The 19,371-nt window shown below is 62.2% G+C and carries 18 protein-coding genes; 10 read left to right on the top strand and 8 right to left on the bottom strand.

The window, feature by feature from the left end:
* Nucleotides 1–4: 4 nt before the first annotated feature.
* The 7 genes from AC4FWB_RS25815 to AC4FWB_RS25845 form a co-directional block, all read right to left on the bottom strand.
* The gene (locus tag AC4FWB_RS25815) at nt 5–1,765 is read right to left on the bottom strand and encodes a Na(+)/H(+) antiporter subunit D (protein ID WP_491029060.1); all 1,761 of its coding nucleotides are present in this window, start codon (nt 1,763–1,765) and stop codon (nt 5–7) included.
* Nucleotides 1,758–2,012, bottom strand: coding sequence for a hypothetical protein (locus AC4FWB_RS25820; protein ID WP_491029061.1), 255 nt, complete (start codon nt 2,010–2,012; stop codon nt 1,758–1,760). Before AC4FWB_RS25820 ends, AC4FWB_RS25815 begins: the two co-directional genes overlap by 8 nt.
* Nucleotides 2,009–3,463, bottom strand: a complete 1,455-nt coding sequence (locus AC4FWB_RS25825; protein ID WP_491029062.1) for a monovalent cation/H+ antiporter subunit D family protein — start codon at nt 3,461–3,463, stop codon at nt 2,009–2,011. The genes AC4FWB_RS25820 and AC4FWB_RS25825 overlap by 4 nt, the downstream gene beginning before the upstream one ends.
* Nucleotides 3,464–3,466: 3 nt before the next feature.
* Nucleotides 3,467–3,769, bottom strand: coding sequence for an NADH-quinone oxidoreductase subunit NuoK (gene nuoK, locus AC4FWB_RS25830; protein ID WP_292109789.1), 303 nt, complete (start codon nt 3,767–3,769; stop codon nt 3,467–3,469).
* On the bottom strand, nt 3,769–4,269 hold the full coding sequence (locus AC4FWB_RS25835) for an NADH-quinone oxidoreductase subunit J (RefSeq protein WP_491029063.1): 501 nt from the start codon (nt 4,267–4,269) through the stop codon (nt 3,769–3,771). Before AC4FWB_RS25835 ends, nuoK begins: the two co-directional genes overlap by 1 nt.
* 1,009 nt (nt 4,270–5,278) lie before the next feature.
* Nucleotides 5,279–5,926 carry a TetR/AcrR family transcriptional regulator gene (locus tag AC4FWB_RS25840; RefSeq protein ID WP_491029064.1) on the bottom strand — a complete coding sequence of 216 codons (648 nt, stop codon included), beginning with the start codon at nt 5,924–5,926 and terminating at the stop codon, nt 5,279–5,281.
* An 84-nt stretch (nt 5,927–6,010) separates the two neighbouring features.
* On the bottom strand, nt 6,011–6,169 hold the full coding sequence (locus tag AC4FWB_RS25845; RefSeq protein WP_491029065.1) for a hypothetical protein: 159 nt from the start codon (nt 6,167–6,169) through the stop codon (nt 6,011–6,013).
* A gap of 37 nt (nt 6,170–6,206) precedes the next feature.
* Between AC4FWB_RS25845 and AC4FWB_RS25850 the strand changes: the two genes are divergently transcribed.
* From AC4FWB_RS25850 to AC4FWB_RS25895, 10 genes are all read left to right on the top strand, one after another.
* A complete protein-coding gene (locus tag AC4FWB_RS25850) occupies nt 6,207–7,100 on the top strand; it encodes an NAD(P)/FAD-dependent oxidoreductase (RefSeq protein ID WP_491029066.1) in 894 nt (297 codons plus the stop codon).
* A gap of 499 nt (nt 7,101–7,599) precedes the next feature.
* The gene (locus AC4FWB_RS25855) at nt 7,600–8,274 is read left to right on the top strand and encodes a helix-turn-helix domain-containing protein (RefSeq protein ID WP_491029078.1); all 675 of its coding nucleotides are present in this window, start codon (nt 7,600–7,602) and stop codon (nt 8,272–8,274) included.
* 286 nt (nt 8,275–8,560) lie between these two features.
* Entirely contained in the window at nt 8,561–9,457 is an 897-nt protein-coding gene (locus tag AC4FWB_RS25860) for a class II glutamine amidotransferase (protein ID WP_491029067.1), read from the top strand.
* 5 nt (nt 9,458–9,462) lie between these two features.
* Nucleotides 9,463–10,200, top strand: a complete 738-nt coding sequence (locus AC4FWB_RS25865) for a GltB/FmdC/FwdC-like GXGXG domain-containing protein (protein WP_491029068.1) — start codon at nt 9,463–9,465, stop codon at nt 10,198–10,200.
* An 8-nt stretch (nt 10,201–10,208) separates the two neighbouring features.
* A complete protein-coding gene (locus tag AC4FWB_RS25870; protein ID WP_491029069.1) occupies nt 10,209–11,537 on the top strand; it encodes an FMN-binding glutamate synthase family protein in 1,329 nt (442 codons plus the stop codon).
* Between the two features lie 25 nt (nt 11,538–11,562).
* A complete protein-coding gene (glnT, locus tag AC4FWB_RS25875; protein WP_491029070.1) occupies nt 11,563–12,906 on the top strand; it encodes a type III glutamate--ammonia ligase in 1,344 nt (447 codons plus the stop codon).
* A 105-nt stretch (nt 12,907–13,011) separates the two neighbouring features.
* Nucleotides 13,012–14,265, top strand: a complete 1,254-nt coding sequence (locus AC4FWB_RS25880) for a sarcosine oxidase subunit beta family protein (protein WP_491029071.1) — start codon at nt 13,012–13,014, stop codon at nt 14,263–14,265.
* Between the two features lie 16 nt (nt 14,266–14,281).
* Nucleotides 14,282–14,590, top strand: coding sequence for a sarcosine oxidase subunit delta (locus AC4FWB_RS25885; protein WP_491029072.1), 309 nt, complete (start codon nt 14,282–14,284; stop codon nt 14,588–14,590).
* Entirely contained in the window at nt 14,587–17,649 is a 3,063-nt protein-coding gene (locus tag AC4FWB_RS25890) for a sarcosine oxidase subunit alpha (protein ID WP_491029073.1), read from the top strand. The genes AC4FWB_RS25885 and AC4FWB_RS25890 overlap by 4 nt, the downstream gene beginning before the upstream one ends.
* Nucleotides 17,642–18,271: a sarcosine oxidase subunit gamma gene (locus tag AC4FWB_RS25895; protein ID WP_491029074.1), complete on the top strand. Its 630-nt coding sequence runs from the start codon at nt 17,642–17,644 to the stop codon at nt 18,269–18,271. The genes AC4FWB_RS25890 and AC4FWB_RS25895 overlap by 8 nt, the downstream gene beginning before the upstream one ends.
* A gap of 254 nt (nt 18,272–18,525) precedes the next feature.
* Here the strand turns inward: AC4FWB_RS25895 and AC4FWB_RS25900 are convergent.
* On the bottom strand, nt 18,526–19,371 hold an 846-nt coding region (locus tag AC4FWB_RS25900; RefSeq protein ID WP_491029075.1), incomplete at its 5' end, for a formate--tetrahydrofolate ligase.

Below are 19,371 nucleotides of genomic sequence, written 5' to 3' on the forward strand. Positions count from 1 at the left end.
CCCCCTACCGCCACGCCACAGCGAATACGGCGATAGCCGCGATCACACCAGCGACCATTGCCAGCGCGTAATGGGTCACGACGCCGCTCTGGAGCCGCCGCAGCGCCAGGCCGCCGCGCAGGATCGAGCGGGCGACGCCGTTTACGAAGGCGTCCACGCCGTGCAGATCGATCCGCAGTCCTGCCCGCGCCATTCCGTGCAGAAAGGGCAGCGCCGCGGTCTCGGATACATCGCTCACCGCCTTCTCGTAGCGCGCCAGCGGTTTTTCGGCGAGCCACATAAAGCGCCGCGCGCCCATGCGGTAGAACCAGTCGGTATCGATGCTGATCGTATTCTCGGGGTCGAGCGCCCTTAGGAACATGACGAAGCCCAATGCCGTGAACATCAGCACGCCGAGGCTCTCGATGACATGGACGCCTGTGTAGGGTTCGAAGCCGACCGGATGGGGCAGAAGCGCGTAGAGCGTCTGGGGGAACACCCCGATCGCGATGCAGAGCACCGCAGCCATGCCCATCGCGACCAGCATGTTGCGCGGCGGTTCTCGCGCTTGCAGCCCTTGGTCCGTGCCGAAGAACATGTAGTACGGGAGCTTGAGCCCGGTGTGCAGGAACGTCCCTGACGACGCCATTGTCAGCGCCAGCACCACCAGCGCGCGATGATCCTGACCGGCGGCGGCCACCACCATCGACTTGGTGACGAAGCCTGAGAACAACGGGAATGCCGAGATCGCGAAGGCGCCAACCATGTACAGTGCAAGGGTTACCGGCATGGTTTTGTAGAGCCCTCCGAGTTCGGTGAGCTTGCGCCGCCCGGTGACATGGATCACCGCCCCCGCACCCATGAAGAGAAGCGCCTTGTAGAGGATATGCGCGAAGGCATGGCTGACGGCGCCGTTCACCGCCATCTCGGTCCCGATGCCGATGCCCGCCACCATGTAGCCCACCTGGCTGACGATGTGATAGGCCAAGAGCCGCCGGCAATCGTTCTCCAGCACCGCGTAGATCACGCCGTAAAGCGCCATCACAGTGCCGAGCCAGATGAGAAGATCGGTCCCCGGAAACGCCCGCGCCAGTACGTAGACGGCGGTCTTCGTGGTGAAGGCGCTCATGAACACGGCCCCGGTGACGGTGGCTTCCGGGTAGGCGTCTGTCAGCCAGGCGTTGAGTGGCGGCACCGCGGCGTTGAGCAGGAACCCGGCAAGGATCAGGCAGGAGGCGAGGCCCAGCCCGCCCTCGATCGGACCGAAGAGCAGCGAGCCGGCGGTGAACCCATGGAGAATGATGCCGCCGAGCAGGACAACGCCGCCGGTGATATGGACCATGAGGTAGCGGAACCCTGCGCGGATCGCCCGATCGCCGCGCTGGGCAAAGACCAGGTAGGCAGAGGCAAACGTCATACCCTCCCAGAACAGGAACAGGGTCAAGTAGTCGCCGGCGAACACCACCCCGAGCGCGCTGCCTGCATAGACGAACGCCGCCACATGCTGGCCTGCGTGCGTCAAATGCAACGCATAGACCATGCCGATCAATGCCATGATACTGAAGACGGTGGCGAAGAGGATGCTTAACTTGTCGACCTTCGCAATAATGATTTCCTGCCCGATGAACCGCGCCGCACCGTAGCCGCCGGGATGCATCGTGAGTACGGCCAGGATCGCCAGCGTTGGGATCAGCAGCACATAGGCCTTGCGGACAGACCCTTTTAGGAAGGGGATCGGAAGCGCGCCGAGAATGAACAGCAGGCCGGGATGAACGAAGTCAGTCATAATAGTCCTCGCGCCGCATCAGCCCGCACTGATGGCCAAGAAACTTGGACACGAAGATCAGCAGCACGCAGGAGCCGAAGCCGTAGAGGGCAGACCAGCCAGGCAGCCGCTCCCACAGGTATTCGGCGTGTTCGCGAAAGACCAGAAAGTCGGCGATGACGATCAGGATGAGCACCAGATAGAATAGCCGACGACGACTTTTCGCATGTCGCTCATCGCCAAAGAAATCGACGACGCGCTTGATCATCTGACGACTCTTTCCGCCAGGGCGAGGAAATAGTCCGGGAAGATACCCATCGCTACCGAGAGGATGGCGGTCGCGACCAGCGGGATCGTCAACATCGGAATTTCACGAACAGTCGCCGAGGGTTCCTGCGCCTCCGTCCCGAAGAAGGCGGCATAGCTGACCGGGAGGAAATAGGCGGCGTTCAGAACCGAACTTATCAAGAGCACGATAAGGAACGGGGTCTCCCCGGCCTCCACCGAGCCAAGCGCCAGATACCACTTGCTGATAAAGCCCGCAGCCGGCGGCACACCGATCATGCTGAGCGAGCCGACGAAGAACGCCCCCATCGTCCAAGGCAACCTGCGGCCGATGCCGGCCATTTCGCTGATGTTGCGCTTGCCAGAGGCGCAGTAGATCGATCCGGCACAGAAAAAGAGCGTGATCTTTGAGAATGCATGCGCCGCGATATGGATGATCCCGCCGACCATCGCGACGGGCGACAGCATAACCGCGCCCAGCACGATGTAGGAGAGCTGGCTGACCGTCGAATAGGCGAGCCGTGCCTTCAGGTCGTCCCGCGTCAGGGCGTAGATGGACGCCATCAGGATGGTGAACGAGACCACATAGGCCGTGGCGATGCCGAGCCCAAGCCCGCCCACCAGCCCTGCGCCGAAGACGTGGAACACCACGCGCAGCACGCAAAACACACCCATCTTGACGACGGCCACCGCATGCAAGAGCGCGCTAACCGGTGTCGGCGCCACCATCGCGGCCGGCAGCCAGGCGTGCATTGGCATCACCGCGGCCTTGGCGAAGCCGAAGAGATAGCAAAAATAGACGACGGTCAGCAGCGGCGCCGACGCGTCGGCCCTCGCCAGCAGCCCCCCCGCTACAAAGTCGAGCGACCCCGCAATTTGATAAGTCAACGCCAGCGCGGCCAGAAGCACGCTTTTCGACGCGCCCATCAAATAGACGAGGTATTTGCGGCTGCCCGTCCATCCCGCCTCGTCCTCGTGGTGGTAGACAAGCGGATAGGTAACGAGGCTGAGCACCTCGTAGAAGATCACCAAGGTGAACAGATTGGCGGCGAAGGCGCCCCCGACCGCCGCCGCGAGGCTGGTGGCAAAGCAGGCGTAGAACCGGGTCTGCGCATGCTCATTCAAGTGCCGCATGTAGCCGATGGAATAGATCGACGCCACGATCCACAACAGCGACGAGACGGTGGCAAACACCATGCCGAGCGCATCGACACGGAAAGCGAAGTCGATCCCCGGCAGAATCTCGAACAGGCGCAAATCGACTGTCCCGCCCGCCAGCACGGTGGGCGCCATCGAGGCGACAATTGCGAACATGGCGATCGCGGCCAACGGCGAGACGGCATCGCGAAGTTTCTCGCGCTTGTTTAGAAGAAGAACTGCAAGGGCCGCCAGAACTGCGACGGCAACGGCAAGCAGCGGCCGGATCGATATCACCGGCTATCCTTTCATCATAGTCACTTCGTCGACCTTGAGAGTGGACTTGTTCCTCGCGAGGGCGACCAGGATGCCAAGGGCCACGGCAACCTCCGCCGCAGTGATTGCGATGACGAAGATTGCAAAAATCTGCCCGCGGAAGTCGTCGTAGTAATGCCCGAAAGCGATGAAGTTGATGTTGACCGAGTTGAGCAGCAGCTCCAGCGACATCAGCACGACCAGGATATTGCGTCTGAGCAGTACGCCCGCCGCTCCGATCACGAACAGGACCACTCCAAGCACGACATACCACCAGAGCGGCACCATCACTGCGGCTCCTTCCGCGCCAGCACGATGGCGCCTACCAGCGCCGCCAGCAGGATGACGGAGGCGACTTCAAACGGCAGGAGATAGTCGGCGAAAAGCGTCGTGCTGAGTTGCCTGACCTCACCGCCGGTGCGCATTGCGACGGGCTCCGCGACCGAAAAGCGGTCACTCCTGAGCACCAGTACAAGCATCTCGACCCCAAGCAGGACGAGCAGCACCAGAACAGGCAGGTTGCTGCCGGGCAAGAACCGCTGCAACACCGCTTCGCGCACATCAATCATCATGATCACGAACAGGAACAGGACCATGATCGCGCCGACATAGACGAAAATCTGGATGACGGCGAGCAACGGCGCCTCCAGCAAGACGAAGATCGCCGATACCTGCAGGAAACACGCCATCAGCGCCAATGCGCTGTGAACTGGATTGCGCGCCAGGACCAAGGTCAGAGCCGCGACTACGGACGCCCCAGCGAACAGAAGAAAGAACCCCTGATCCATCGACGCCGCTCCTCCGACGCGAACTGTCGCTCGGCGCGACAGGGTCGGACTTGAGATAGCTGTCCACTTCCGCGCATAAATTGTGCCCTAGTATCGGATTTTTCTCAAGATTATCGCGGCTTGGCGCTGCCCTAAACTCACCCAACATATTCGGGAGCGCAGCGCATCAGCTCTATTTCTAGGCTACCTCGGAAGAGTTAGGTCGCCCAGGGTGCCGTCGCCGGGCAGGGTGGGTGCTTATCGCGCGAGCGGAGCACCTTCGTCGTTCAATCCGAAGGCCGTGAACCTCGCGAAAGCCTTCGCTTGCATTCGCACAAGTCGATTGCGGTGAGACCATGCGAAATAATGCGGGGAGTGAGAGAAACGGCGATGATAGGCGGCTTTAGCGTAGAATTTCCCAGAAAATACAATGATTTGCGGGCAGGGCAGACTGCTAGCCAGGGCACATTATCAATGGAATTGACAAACCTATCAAGTCATTGAAATCGTTAAGTTTATCGGAGAGCCTGGCTCGGCTCGCAGCTTGTAGCAGATCACTCTGACGGTACTTTTGACAGTGCTTTTCGTATCCGACAGAGCATTCTAAAAAGTACCGTCATTCGTTTTTAGGGTTTGACGGTACTTTTCTGTGTGTCAATGCTTTGAAATATATAACGAAAAGTGCCCGTAGCATAACATTTCCGCGCTGATGGTACTTTAGTTATCGACATACATAGTTTCAGCTTTGGCTGCGGTACCGATCGATGTTCCGGACCCGATCGCATATCGTCGGATGGCACCGTCGCATCACCTATCAAATGTTGTCCCGACTGCTGCCGGATCTGCAATGGAGAGAAGCGTCGACCGCATCCAGGCGGGAGCTTGGACCGCGGTAGATGCGAGCGTCTTTTTATCGTTGGGAGAGAGATGAGGTGCCGCGATCTGTGCAAGCTCGGCCGCGCGCGCCGGCCCAATATGACGAAGCGCCTTGACGACGGTCCCGGCCAAGCTGCCAGGAGCAATCAAATGCTTATCCGCCCGCGTGGTCGTTGCCACCGTGCGCGGCGATGAACATGGCGACGGCCGACCGGCAATAGGATTCGATTTCGTTGTCGTCCTCTGCTCTCGCCTCATCGAAGCGTGCGATAATCAGGAGATCGGATCCTTTGAAAAGCGCGGCAAACAAGCGGGCGGACCGGAGAGGATCGGGCACGTTCAGAACCGCCTTCGCGTGCAACTGACACAACAGGGCCTCGATTTGGGCGATGACATGGGCGGGGCCGGCTTCGTAATGGAGCTTGCTTAACGACTTTGGATTCGTCTTGTCGGCCATGACCATGGCTTCGACACTGCGGACGTCCGGGCTCAACAGCGTGCGAAGCAGGGATGATCCCGCCGCCATGAGCTGCTCTTCGGCCGAACCGTCGACGCCTTCAAAAAGGGCCTGTGGTGCAAACTGATGGCACCGGGCCGCGATGGCCGCGCTGAACAGCGCCTCCTTGTTCTCGAAGTGCCGATAGATGCTGAGCTTGGATATCTTCGCCCGCTGGGCGACCTTGTCCAATGTCGTCGCTTGAAAACCCAATTCCACAAAGAGTTCGTATGCGGCGTCGACTATCGTTTGGCCAAGCGCCTGGTTGGCGGGCCGGCCGCGCCGGCCCTGGCTGTTTTCGGTCACGACAATTCCAGTCCTTGACAGTATCCTAATTCTTGAATTACGATACCATACAGTTTCTAAAATGTGCAAGCCATTGGGTAGGTTTCAACCATGTTCTCCAAATCCGGGCCGCTCGGCGATATCGAATGCGGCATCGTCCGGCCGATCAACACAGTGATGGGCGACTTTCTCGCCGATGCCGAAGCCCTGCTCGCTGCCCGTTTCGAGCGCGTATCGCTGGACGATGTTGCGCGCCAGGCCCAACCCAACCTCCTCCAACCACAACACGGAGCCCATCACCATGGATGACGTCATCATCATCGGCGGCAGCTTTGCCGGTCTCGCCGCCGCCCTGCAGCTCGGCCGTGCCCGCCGCAAGGTCACCGTTCTCGATACCGGCCTGCCGCGCAATCGCTTCGCCGGCCACTCGCATGGCCTGCTCGGTCACGATCACAAGCCACCGCTGGACATCCTGGCCGAGGCGCGGCAGCAGCTGGCGCGTTATCCCACGATCAGGCTGGTCAGTGCCCGGGCCGACAGCGTCTCCGGCGCCATCGACGATTTCTCCGTCCTCACTGGCGATGGCGAAAACCTTGGGGCGCGCCGCCTGATCCTGAGCTATGGCGTCGCCGACCAGATGCCTGATGCTCCGGGCTTTGCCGAAAGCTGGGGCACGTCCATCGTGCCCTGTCCCTATTGCGACGGCTTTGAAGTCGCCGGCCAGCATTGGGGCCTTGTCTGGTCCGGCCCGCAGTCGCACAATTATGTCAGGCTGTACCACGATTGGACCGACACGTTGACGCTCTTCGCCGATGGTCACGACATTCCACCCGATATCCGGGCCGATCTGGCGCGCCGCAACATACCTGTCGTCGATGGCCGGATCGTCGAGATCGCCCATCACGGGGGCCATATCGCCACCGTCAATCTCGATACCGGCCGCAATGTCGCAGTCGACATCCTGTTCGCCCATCCGCGCAACAAGCCGTCCGCAAGCCTGCATGAATCACTGGGCCTCGCCACGGTGGATACGCCCCTCGGCATCGCCCTCAAGGTCGACGAGCGCCGCGAAGCCAGCATGCCCGGCATCTACGCCGCCGGCGACCTCGCCAACCCCCTCATGGCCTCGGTCACCACGGCATCATCGCACGGCGCGATGGCGGGTATCTTCGCCCAGCAGTCGATGCTGGTTTGAGAGCACAGATTCCCTTCTCCGGTTGCCGCGGGCCATCATATTATGAAGGTTGCGGGCCGGTGTCACGGAACGCGGGCCCCCTCTCCCCTGAGAGGCGTCTTTGGCCGGTCAGCCGTCTCTAGGCGGCTGGTCCACCTCCCAAAAGCAGACTTCATTTTGGATCGAAGATCTCCGGAGTTGATCCAAGCGGCCTTGGGGGAGAGATCCGCTCGAATGTCTCGATGAGATGACATCAGATGAAGCAGGCACTGATCTTTGTCGATCGGAGGCGGCCATACCTTCATCGCCGAGCCCTCATCACGGCAAGACATGAGGGGTCGGTGGCGCCCGGGCGCCGCTCCTTCTCGTCAATTATCCTGCGTTGTATCTCCAGCTGAAAATATTTACTGTTGGTAAAATGAATCAGCAAACGGCAGTAAACATGGCGACGGCTAAGGCGGGTAAAATGCAGGCGGTAAAGGCGGTGAAGAAGGGTGGAAAGGTGCTTACTCCGGTCAAAATGGCGGGACCGGTCATCGTCAGCCCGCCGCCATCGGCGCGCGGCAAGCCTCTCAGTCAGGATCCCCACGCTGTCCGCGACACTCGCGAAAACGTGCTCGAGGTTGCGATCGGCCACGAGGTTCGAGCCTTCCGCAAGAAACTGGGCATCACCGTTGCCGATCTCGCTGTCACTACGGGTCTTTCGGTCGGCATGCTGTCCAAGATCGAGAATGGCATCACCTCGCCGTCATTGACCACGTTGCAGGCGCTGTCGCGCGCGCTCGGCGTGCCGGTGACGGCATTTTTTCGCCGTTTTGAGGAAGAACGCAAGGCCGTCTTCGTCAAGGCGGGATCGGGCGTGGACGTCGAACGGCGCGGCACGCGCGCCGGGCACCAGTATACGTTGCTAGGGCATATCGGTTCGGATTCGAGCGGAGTCGTCGTCGAACCCTATCTCATCACACTGACCGAAGACTCCGACGTCTTCCCTACGTTCCAGCACGACGGCATGGAATTCCTCTACATGCTGGAGGGCGAGGTCGTTTACCGCCATAGCAGCAATCTTTACCGGATGACGCCAGGTGATAGTTTGTTTTTCGACGCCGACGCCCCGCACGGCCCCGAAGAATTGACGCATTTGCCGATACGATATTTGTCAATCATCTCTTATCCCCACGGGCGCGGAAACGGCTGACGTAATTCGCCATTCATTCTAACACTGGCCTTTACGAACGTGCGGGCTGCGCATGCCCGCTTGCGTGTGCGGCGTCGCGCGTCAACCATGCCGTCATTTGCCGCTCATTGTCCTTGCGGCAGACGTCGCGCGTCCCAGACCGGTGACATTCAACAAGGCCCTCGGAACTTTAGCCGGTTCCAACGGTCCCGTGTTTTTCTAGAGGAAAAAAAAATTCATGACAGTTGAATTGCGATAGGGAACCTGCTAGCCTCCATGTCAACTAACAACCACTGGAGGTGACGGGATGTGTGGGATCGTTGGACTGTTCCTGAAAGACAAATCGCTTGAACCGAAGTTAGGCGCGCTGCTGTCGGAAATGCTGGTGTCGTTGACCGACAGGGGGCCGGACAGCGCCGGCATAGCTATCTATGACGGTGGCGCGGCCAGGCACGGCAAGATCACCATCCAGTCATCAACCCCCAAGGCTGATTTCGAAGGGCTCGAAGCCGAACTCAGCAGGAAGATCGGGGCCAAGGTCTCGTCGATCGTGAAGTCGACCCATGCCGTCCTCGATGTCCCCGCCGACAAGATCGAGGAAGCCCGCGCTGCGATCGCCGAGTTGCGCCCAGACGTGCGCCTCATGGGCGTCGGCGAGGCGATCGAGATCTACAAGGAAGTCGGCCTGCCTGCCGACGTCGTCAAGCGGTTCGATCTGGCCAGGATGAGCGGTAGCCACGGCATCGGTCATACGCGCATGGCGACCGAGTCCGCAGTCACCACGCTGGGCGCGCATCCCTTCTCGACCGGCCCGGACCAGTGCTTGGTGCATAACGGCTCGCTCTCGAACCATAACAATCTTCGCCGCGAGCTTATCCGCGACGGAATGCGCTTCGAGACCGAAAACGACACCGAAGTCGCGGCTGCCTACCTGTCGTCCAAGATCGCTCACGGGCAGAATCTCGGCGAGGCGCTGCAGAGTAGCCTCGACGACCTCGACGGCTTCTTTACCTTCGTCGTCGGCACCAAGAACGGCTTCGGCGTGGTGCGCGACCCGATCGCCTGCAAGCCAGCCGTGATGGCCGAAACAGACCAGTACGTTGCCTTCGGTTCGGAATATCGCGCGCTGGCCAAGCTGCCTGGCATTGAGGAAGCCACGGTTTGGGAACCGGAGCCGTCCACCGTCTATTTCTGGGAGCACTGAGGATCATGAATATTTCGAATGTTGCCACGGCGCCATCGCGTGAAGTGAGCTTTGCGCGACGTGTCTTCGACCTAGGCGAAAATTCGCTGCGCGAGTTGAACCAGGCGCTGCACAGTCTCAGCCCCGGCTCCAACGAGACCGCCTGGGAAGTGCTCCATCCAAGAGGCAGCCATTCGGTCGCCGTCGGCGTCGACCAGCGGGTCAGCATCGATGTGCGCGGCAGCGTCGGTTATTACTGCGCCGGCATGAATGACGGCGCCGCCATCACCGTGCATGGCTCGGCCGGCCCGGGCGTCGGCGAGAATATGATGTCGGGCCAGATCGTGGTCAAAGGCGACGCCAGCCAGTATGCCGGCGCCACCGGCCGCGGCGGCCTGCTGGTCATCGAGGGCAATGCCTCGTCGCGCTGCGGCATCTCGATGAAGGGCATCGACATCGTCGTGCACGGCAATATCGGCCATATGTCGGCCTTCATGGCGCAGTCCGGCAATCTGGTCGTGCTGGGCGATGCCGGCGATGCGCTGGGCGATTCCATCTACGAGGCGCGGCTCTTCGTGCGCGGCAATGTCAAGAGCCTGGGCGCCGACTGCATCGCCAAGGAGATGCGCCCCGAGCATATCGCCCTGCTTCAGGACCTGCTCGACCGCGCCGGTATCAAGGATGCCAAGCCGGAAGAGTTCACCCGCTACGGCTCGGCCCGTACGCTGTACAACTTCAACATCGACAACGCCGACGCATACTGAGGACGACCATGAGCTACCACAATCCTCCAACGACGCCGCGCAAGTCAGCGACCTTCGACGACTATACGCTTTCTGAAATCCGCCGCGCGGCAGCGACCGGCATCTATGACATCCGCGGCGCCGGCGCCAAGCGCAAGGTTCCGCATTTCGACGACCTTTTGTTTCTCGGCGCCTCGATCTCGCGCTATCCGCTCGAAGGCTATCGCGAGCGTTGCGGCACCAATGTGGTGCTGGGGTCGCGCCATGCCAGGAAGCCGATCGAGCTCAAGATCCCGATCACCATCGCCGGCATGAGTTTTGGCTCGCTCTCCGGTCCGGCCAAGGAAGCGCTCGGCCGAGGCGCGACGCTCTCCGGCACCTCGACCACCACCGGCGACGGCGGCATGACCGAGGAAGAGCGCGGTCATTCGAAGACGCTGGTCTATCAGTACCTGCCCTCGCGCTACGGCATGAACCCGCGCGACCTGCGCCGGGCCGATGCCATCGAGGTCGTCGTCGGCCAGGGCGCCAAGCCCGGCGGCGGTGGCATGCTGCTTGGACAGAAGATTTCCGACCGCGTCGCCGAGATGCGCACGCTGCCCAAGGGCATCGACCAGCGCTCGGCCTCGCGCCATCCCGACTGGACCGGACCGGACGATCTCGAGATCAAGATCCTCGAATTGCGCGAGATCACCGACTGGGAAAAGCCGATCTACGTCAAGGTCGGCGGGGCGCGGCCCTATTACGACACCGCGCTTGCCGTGAAGGCCGGCGCCGACGTCGTCGTGGTCGACGGCATGCAGGGTGGCACCGCCGCCACGCAGGAAGTGTTCATCGAGAATGTCGGCCAGCCGACGCTCGCCTGCATCAGGCCGGCCGTGAAGGCGCTGCAGGACCTCGGCATGCACCGCAAGGTGCAGCTCATCGTCTCCGGCGGCATCCGCAACGGCGCCGATGTCGCGAAGGCGCTGGCGCTCGGCGCCGATGCGGTCTCGATCGGCACCGCCGCACTTGTCGCGCTCGGCGACAACGATCCGCACTGGGAGGAAGAATACCAAAAGCTCGGCGCCACCGCCGGCGCCTATGACGACTGGCATGAAGGCAAGGACCCCGCGGGCATCACCACGCAGGATCCCGAGCTGATGAAGCGTGTCGATCCGATCTTGGCCGGGCGGCGGCTCGCCAACTACCTGAAAGTGATGACGCTGGAGGCGCAGACGATCGCGCGCGCATGCGGCAAAAATCACGTGCACAATCTCGAGCCGGAAGATCTTTGCGCGCTTTCGATCGAAGCGGCGGCAATGGCCGGTGTGCCTCTCGCCGGGACGGGCTGGGTACCGGGGCAGGGTGGCTTCTAAAACCGAAGATTGGGAGGAGTAGACAATGAACAAGGCTTTTGATGCCAAAATCGATCAGTCGGAGGGGATTGATCTCCAGGAGTTCGCCAAGGCTCGCAACGTCAAGTACTTCATGGTGTCCTACACCGACCTGTTCGGCGGGCAGCGCGCCAAGCTGGTGCCGGCGCAAGCGATCGCCGACATGCAGAAGGACGGTGCCGGCTTTGCCGGCTTCGCAACCTGGCTTGATCTCACGCCGGCGCACCCTGACATGCTGGCGGTGCCAGATCCGGCTTCGGTGATCCAGCTGCCGTGGAAGCCGGAAGTCGCATGGCTTGCTTCCGATTGCCTGATGGAAGGCAAGGGTGTCGGTCAGGCGCCGCGCAACACCCTGAAGCGGCTCGTTGCCGAAGCCGCCAAGGAAGGCATGCGCGTGAAGACCGGGGTCGAGCCGGAATTCTTCCTCGTCACACCCGACGGCAAGCAGATCAGCGACGAGTACGACACGGCGTCGAAATCCTGCTACGACCAGCAGGCGGTGATGCGCCGCTATGACGTGATTGCCGAAATTTGCGATGCCATGCTCGATCTTGGCTGGCAGCCCTATCAGAACGACCATGAGGACGCGAACGGCCAGTTCGAAATGAATTGGCAATTCGACGACGTCCTGGCTACAGCCGACAAGCACTCCTTCTTCAAATTCATGGTCAGGTCGATCGCCGAAAAGCACGGCTTGCGAGCGACCTTCATGCCGAAGCCCTTCCAGGGCCTCACGGGCAGCGGTTGCCATGCTCATATCTCGGTATGGGATCTCGGCGGCAAGACCAATGCTTTCGCGGACAAGGAAATGGAGTTGGGTCTGTCGGAAAAGGGCCGGCACTTCCTCGGCGGCATCATGAAGCATGCCTCGGCACTGGCCGCGATCACCAATCCGACGGTGAACTCCTACAAGCGTATCAATGCGCCGCGTACCATCTCGGGCGCAACCTGGGCGCCGAACACGGTGACCTGGACCGGCAACAACCGCACCCACATGGTGCGCGTGCCCGGACCCGGGCGCTTCGAATTGCGCCTTCCTGATGGTGCCGCCAATCCCTACCTGATGCAGGCGGCCATCATCGCCGCTGGTCTCAGCGGCATCCGCATCGAGGCCGACCCAGGCCCGCGCAGCGACATCGACATGTACAAGGACGGACATACCGTCACGCACGGTTCCAAGCTGCCGCTCAACCTGCTCGATGCGCTTCGCGCCTATGACGCCGACGCCGAGTTGAAAGCGGCCATGGGCGAGGAGTTCTCCGCTGCCTACGTCAAGCTGAAGACGCAGGAGTGGAACTCCTACGCTTCTCACTTCACGCAATGGGAACGTGACCACACGTTGGACGTCTGAGTCCGCGTAGAAAATCGCTCCGCCGCTCGCCCCTTACTCCCGGCGGAGCGATTTTCGAAACGACCTGCGAAGTCGCTCCAAGACTAAAGGGCGGAATTTGACGCGATGAAATACTCGATCTTCTCGCTGGCGCGCGCCGCATTGTCCGGCCACAAGGGTTGGACGCGGGCATGGCGCGATCCGGCGCCCAAAAGCCGATATGATGTGGTGATCATAGGCGGCGGCGGCCATGGACTGGCGACGGCCTATTTCCTCGCCCGCGAATACGGGATCCGCAACGTCGCGGTGCTGGAGAAGGGCTGGATCGGCTCCGGCAATGCCGGCCGCAACACCACCATCATCCGCTCCAACTACGGCCTGCCCGGCAACACCGGCTTCTACGAATTGTCGATGAAGCTGTGGGAGCGTATGGAGCAGGACCTCAACTACAACACGATGGTCAGCCAGCGCGGCATCATCAACCTCTATCACTCCGATGCGCAGCGCGACGCCTTTGCGCGGCGCGGCAACACGATGCGCATCAACGGCATCGACGCCGAGCTCCTCGACACGGTGCAGATCCGCAAGCAGCTGCCGTTCCTGAACTATGACAATGCCCGCTTCCCGATCATGGGCGGTCTCTTGCAGCGCCGCGCCGGCACCGCCCGCCACGACGCGGTCGTCTGGGGCTATGCGCGTGCCGCCAATGAAGGCGGCGTCGACATCATCCAGAATTGCGAAGTCACCGGCTTTGTGCGCGACGCCAACGGCAGAGTGACCGGGGTCGAGACCTCGCGTGGCAGGATCGGCGCCGGCAAGGTCGGCATGGCGGTTGCTGGTTCTTCCTCGCGCGTCGCCGCGATGGCCGGACTGCGCCTGCCGATCGAAAGCCACGTGCTGCAGGCCTTCGTTTCCGAAGCGATCAAGCCCCTGATCCCGGGTGTCATCACTTTCGGCGCCGGCCACTTCTATGTCAGCCAGTCCGACAAGGGCGGCCTGGTCTTCGGTGGCGATCTCGACGGCTACAACTCCTACGCCCAGCGCGGCAACATGCCGGTGATGGAGGATGTCTGCGAGGGCGGCATGGCCATCATGCCGATGATCGGCCGCGTGCGCATGCTGCGGCAATGGGGCGGCATCATGGACATGTCGATGGACGGCTCGCCGATCATCGACAAGACCCCGGTCGACGGCCTCTATCTCAACGCCGGCTGGTGCTACGGCGGCTTCAAGGCGACACCGGCATCGGGTCTTGTCTTCGCCCACCTCCTGGCGCGCGACGAGGCGCATCCGGAGGCCGCGCTGCTCCGGCTCGACCGGTTCCGCCGCGGCGCGATGATTGATGAAAAGGGCCAAGGCGCCCAGCCGAACCTTCACTGAAAGCGAGACTGGTGGAATGCGTATTGCATGTCCTTTCTGCGGCGAACGCGAAAACGGCGAGTTCACCTATCTTGGCGATGCCGCGCCCAAGCGGCCCAACTTCGCATTCGATGGCGGGGAGAGTCCCGAGCGTATCGAGGATGCCTTCTACGACTACGTCTACCTGCGCGACAACGTAGCGGGTGTGATGCGTGAATACTGGTACCACGGCGGCGGCTGTCGCTCCTGGCTGGTGGCCGAGCGCAACACCGTCACCCATGAATTCATTGCCGTGACGGCGGCTCCGGGTGCGGGTGCTGCCTCGGCGGTGCGGGCAGGAGAATGACCATGTCTGGCTATTCGCAATCCGAGCCGCTCGCCAGGACTACGCCGATCGAGGCTAACGTCCGCAAAGGGGCTAAGCCCGCTAGCCAGTCGCACCGGCTGCCCAGTGACGGCATCATCGACCGCCGGTCGCCGCTCCAGTTTTCATTCGACGGCAAGACCATGACCGGGTTTGCCGGGGACACGCTGGCTTCCGCGCTCGTCGCCAACGGCGTCAAGCTCGTGGGGCGGTCGTTCAAGTATCACCGCCCGCGCGGCATCGTCACCGCCGGCTCGGAGGAGCCGAGCGCGCTCGTCGAGATGCGCACCGGCGCCCGACGCGAGCCCAACACGCGGGCGACCACACAGGAACTCTATGACGGATTGATCGCAAACAGCCAGAACCGCTGGCCGTCGCTGCGTCGCGACTTGATGTCGATCAACCAGTTGTTCGCCCCGATCTTCGTCGCGGGCTTCTACTACAAGACCTTCATGTGGCCGGCGAGGTTCTGGGAAGCGATCTACGAGCCGATGATCCGCCGCGCTGCAGGCCTCGGCAAGAGCGCCGAATTGCCGGACCCAGACCACTACGACAAGGCATGGGCTCACTGCGACGTGCTCGTGGTCGGTGCCGGTCCCGCCGGCCTGTCGGCGGCGCTTGCCGCCGGCCGGGCCGGGTCGCGCGTCATTCTCGTTGAAGAAGATTCCCTGATCGGTGGCCGTCTGCTCAGTGATGGCGGCGAGATCGATGGCCTGGATGCCAGAGAATGGCTGCGTCGCGCGACTCGCGAACTCGTTTCTTTGCCCAATGTGCGTATCATGACCAGGACTGCCCTGTTCGGCGTCTATGATAGTGGCACCTACGCCGCGCTCGAGCGCGTCAGCGACGACGTCGCTATGCCCGATCGTCATCAGGTGCGGCAGCGGATTTGGCGCATCGTTGCCACGCGCTCGGTGGTGACCGCCGGCGCGATTGAGCGGCCGATCGTTTTTTCTGGCAATGATCGGCCAGGCGTGATGATGGCATCCGCAGTCCGCACCTATGTCAACCGTTTTGCGGCTCTGCCGGGTAAGCGTGTGGCGTTGTTTACCAACAATGACGATGGCTGGCGCACGGTCGAGACCATCGAGCGGGCCGGTGCCCACGTCGTGGCGGTAATCGACCCTCGGCATGAGGTGCCCGTGCAATACCAGAGGCTTGTCGATACTTACGATCTGCGCGTGCTCGCCGGGGTCGTCTCCGACGTCAAGGGCGGCGTTGACGGTGTGCGCAGCATCGTCGTGAGCAACGACAAGAATGGCCTAACGCAGCGTATCGATACGGACTGCCTTGCTGTTTCGGGAGGGTGGAACCCGAATGTCGGTCTGTCCTGCTTCCATCGTGGCAAGCCGATCTGGCGCGAGGATATCGCGGCCTTCGTGCCGGGCGACGCGCCGAAGGGGATGGCCACGGCCGGTGCTGCCAATGGTGAGCTCTCGCTCGGCGCCTGCCTCCGCGATGGGCACAGCGCGGGTGCCAAGGCGGCGGCCGAATGCGGCGCTGCCGGGAAGCCGGGAGAGGCATCGAAAGCCGACGATGAGGCCTATTCCATAACGCCGCTCTGGCATGTCAAAGGCAAGGGCAAGGCGTTCGTCGATTTCCAGCACGACGTCACCGCATCCGATGTGACCTTGGCGCAGCGGGAAGGCTTTGAGAGCGTCGAGCACCTGAAGCGTTACACCACGCTCGGCATGGCGACCGACCAGGGCAAGACGTCCAATATCAACGGCCTTGCCATCATGGCGGAAGCAAGCGGCCGCACCATTCCCGACACCGGCACGACGATCTACCGTCCGCCATACGCGCCCGTCGCCATAGGGGCATTTGCCGGTCATCACCGCGACGAGAATTTTCATGCCACCCGGCTGACGCCCTCGCATCATTGGGCCGCCAGACAGGGCGCGGTGTTTGTGGACACCGGGCTGTGGAAACGCGCGCAATGGTATCCGCGCGCCGGCGAGAAGGACTGGCTGGAATCGGTGACCCGCGAAGTGCTAGCCGTGCGCAACGGTGTCGGCTTCTGCGACGTCTCCACGCTCGGCAAGGTCGACGTGCGCGGCGCGGACGCCGGCGCCTTCCTCGATCGGGTCTATATCAACGCCTTCTCCTCGCTCGCAGTGGGCAAGGCGCGCTACGGCCTGATGCTGCGCGAAGACGGCATCGTCATGGACGACGGCACGACCTCGCGCCTGGCCGAAGACCACTATTTCCTGACGACGACTACGGCCAAGGCCGGTCCGGTAATGCAGCATCTCGAATTCTGTCGGCAGGTGCTGTTCCCGGAACTCGACGTGCAGCTGACCAGCGCCACCGACCAGTGGGCGCAGTTCTCGATAGCCGGGCCAAACACGCGCAAACTGCTGCAGGCCCTGGTCGATCCGTCGGAAGATCTGACGAACGAGGGCTTCCCGTTCATGGGCGTCCGCGAAGTCAAGCTTCGCGGAGGCGTGACCGCTCGCCTGTTCCGCATCTCGTTCTCCGGCGAAATGGCCTTCGAGATTTCGGCTCCGGCCCGCTACGGCGCGGCGATGGCCGAGAACCTGATGATCGCTGGCAAGCCCTACGGGGTTACGCCCTACGGCACCGAAGCGCTCGGCGTCATGCGTATCGAGAAGGGGCATGTCGCCGGCCCCGAGCTCAATGGCACAACCACGGCCGATGATCTCGGTCTCGGCAAGATGATGTCCAAGAAGAAGGACTTCATCGGTCGCGTGATGGCTGGGCGCGAGGCATTGACGGCCCCGAACCGCCAGGTCGTCGTCGGGATAAAGCCGGTCGACCGGGCGCGCCGCTTGCGTTCCGGCGCCCACGTCATACCCAAAGGGGCGATTCCGGGTCCGCAAACAGACCAGGGCTACGTTACATCGGTCTGCTTCTCGCCGGTGCTCGACCAGTGGATCGGCCTTGGTCTGGTCGAACGCGGACGCGAGCGAACCGGAGAGATCGTCGGCATCCACGACCCGCTGCGGAGCGAGGACTACGAGGCCGAGATCTGCAGCCCCGTCTTCTACGATCCCGAAGGAGTGCGCCAGCGTGGCTGATTTTTCCTGGAACACCCAATCGCCGCTGGAGCGCGCGCTCGTCCCCGGTCACCATGGCGTGACCGGTACGCAAGTTGGCGTGATGCTGGAAGAGGTGCGCGACATCAGCCTGGTTCAGGTCATGGCCCGGCGCGGCAAAGTGGTCGAGACAGTTAAGGCAGCCAAGAAGGTGTTTGGCGTCGAGCCGCCGAGCACTCCGGGCACGGCGGCGGGTCGGCATGCTACCCTGATCTGGTCAGGCCCAGACCAGTTCATCGCCTTTTCTGCACGTTCGGAGCAGGATCACTTTTCCAAACTGTCAGATGCCTTTGCCGGCGTCGCGTCGCTCTCCGACCAGTCGGATGGGCGCTGCCTGATCCGGATTGGCGGACCGCGCGCACGTCAGGCGCTGGCGAAGTTTTGCTCGCTGGACCTGGATGACAGGGCGTTTCCTCCGGGCGCTGCGGCGACAACCTCGATCGATCACACGGCGACGAATATCTGGCGCGAGGTTGATGGCGCGGACGGGCACGCCGTCTTCCACATCCTCGTTTTCACCAGTTTCGCCGACAGCCTTTGGCATACGATCCAGGATGCCGCCCTTGAGTATGGCGTTCAGGCATCGTTAGCTCACGCCGCATAGTCCTGCGGAAGCCGCATCTCGGCTGAGACAAAACCCATTTCGACGAGGCTGTTCGCCGTTGCGCGTTGATCGCGCAGCGGCGTTGATTTGACTTGGAGCAATTCCAGGAAAAGTGCGTAGCGGTTTCAGTCTGGAATTGCGTCAAAGCAATGAGCGGACATCCTGGCAACGGTTCAAAAAGAAAAGTCTTGGCACATCGTGCCAAGACTTGAGGGACGCTCCGTGGTCCAGCGCCTTGGGGAGTACGGATTTTTCTAGAACAGACCCTCGATCTGGCCTTGCTCGTTGAGGAAGATCTTTTCCGAGGACGGCGCCTTGGGCAGGCCCGGCATGGTCATGATCTCGCCGCAGATAATGACGACGAAGCCGGCGCCGGCCGCAAGCCTGACCTCGCGCACCGGCACGGTGTGGCCGGTCGGCGCGCCGCGCAGGTTCGGGTCGGTCGAGAAGGAGTACTGGGTCTTGGCCATGCAGACCGGCAGGTTGCCGTAGCCGGCCTGCTCCCAGGCATGCAGCTGATCGCGGATCGACTTGTCGGCGATCGCCTCGTCGCCGCGATAGATGCGCTTGACGATGGTGTTGACCTTCTCGAACAGCGGCATCTCGTCCGGGTAGAGCGGCGAGAACTGCGAGGCGCCCGATTCGGCAAGCTTGACGACCCTGTGGGCCAGGTCCTCGATGCCGGCAGAGCCTTGCGCCCAGTGCTTGCACAGGATTGCATCTGCACCCATCGAGGCGACGAAATCCTTCATCGCCTGGATCTCGGCCTCGGTGTCGGTGGTGAAGTGGTTGATCGCCACCACCACCGGCACGCCGAACTGGTGCACATTCTCGATGTGGCGGCCGAGGTTGAGGCAGCCCTTCTTGACCGCCTCGATGTTTTCCTTGCCGAGGTCTTCCTTCTTGACGCCGCCGTTCATCTTCATGGCGCGCACGGTGGCGACGATGACGGCCGCCGCCGGCTTCAGGCCCGTCTTGCGGCACTTGATGTCGAAGAACTTCTCGGCACCGAGGTCGGCGCCGAAGCCGGCTTCGGTGACGACATAGTCGGCAAGCTTCAGCGCCGTCGTGGTGGCGTCGAACGAGTTGAAGCCATGTGC

It is taken from the genome of Mesorhizobium sp. LEGMi-168a, assembly GCF_058312955.1.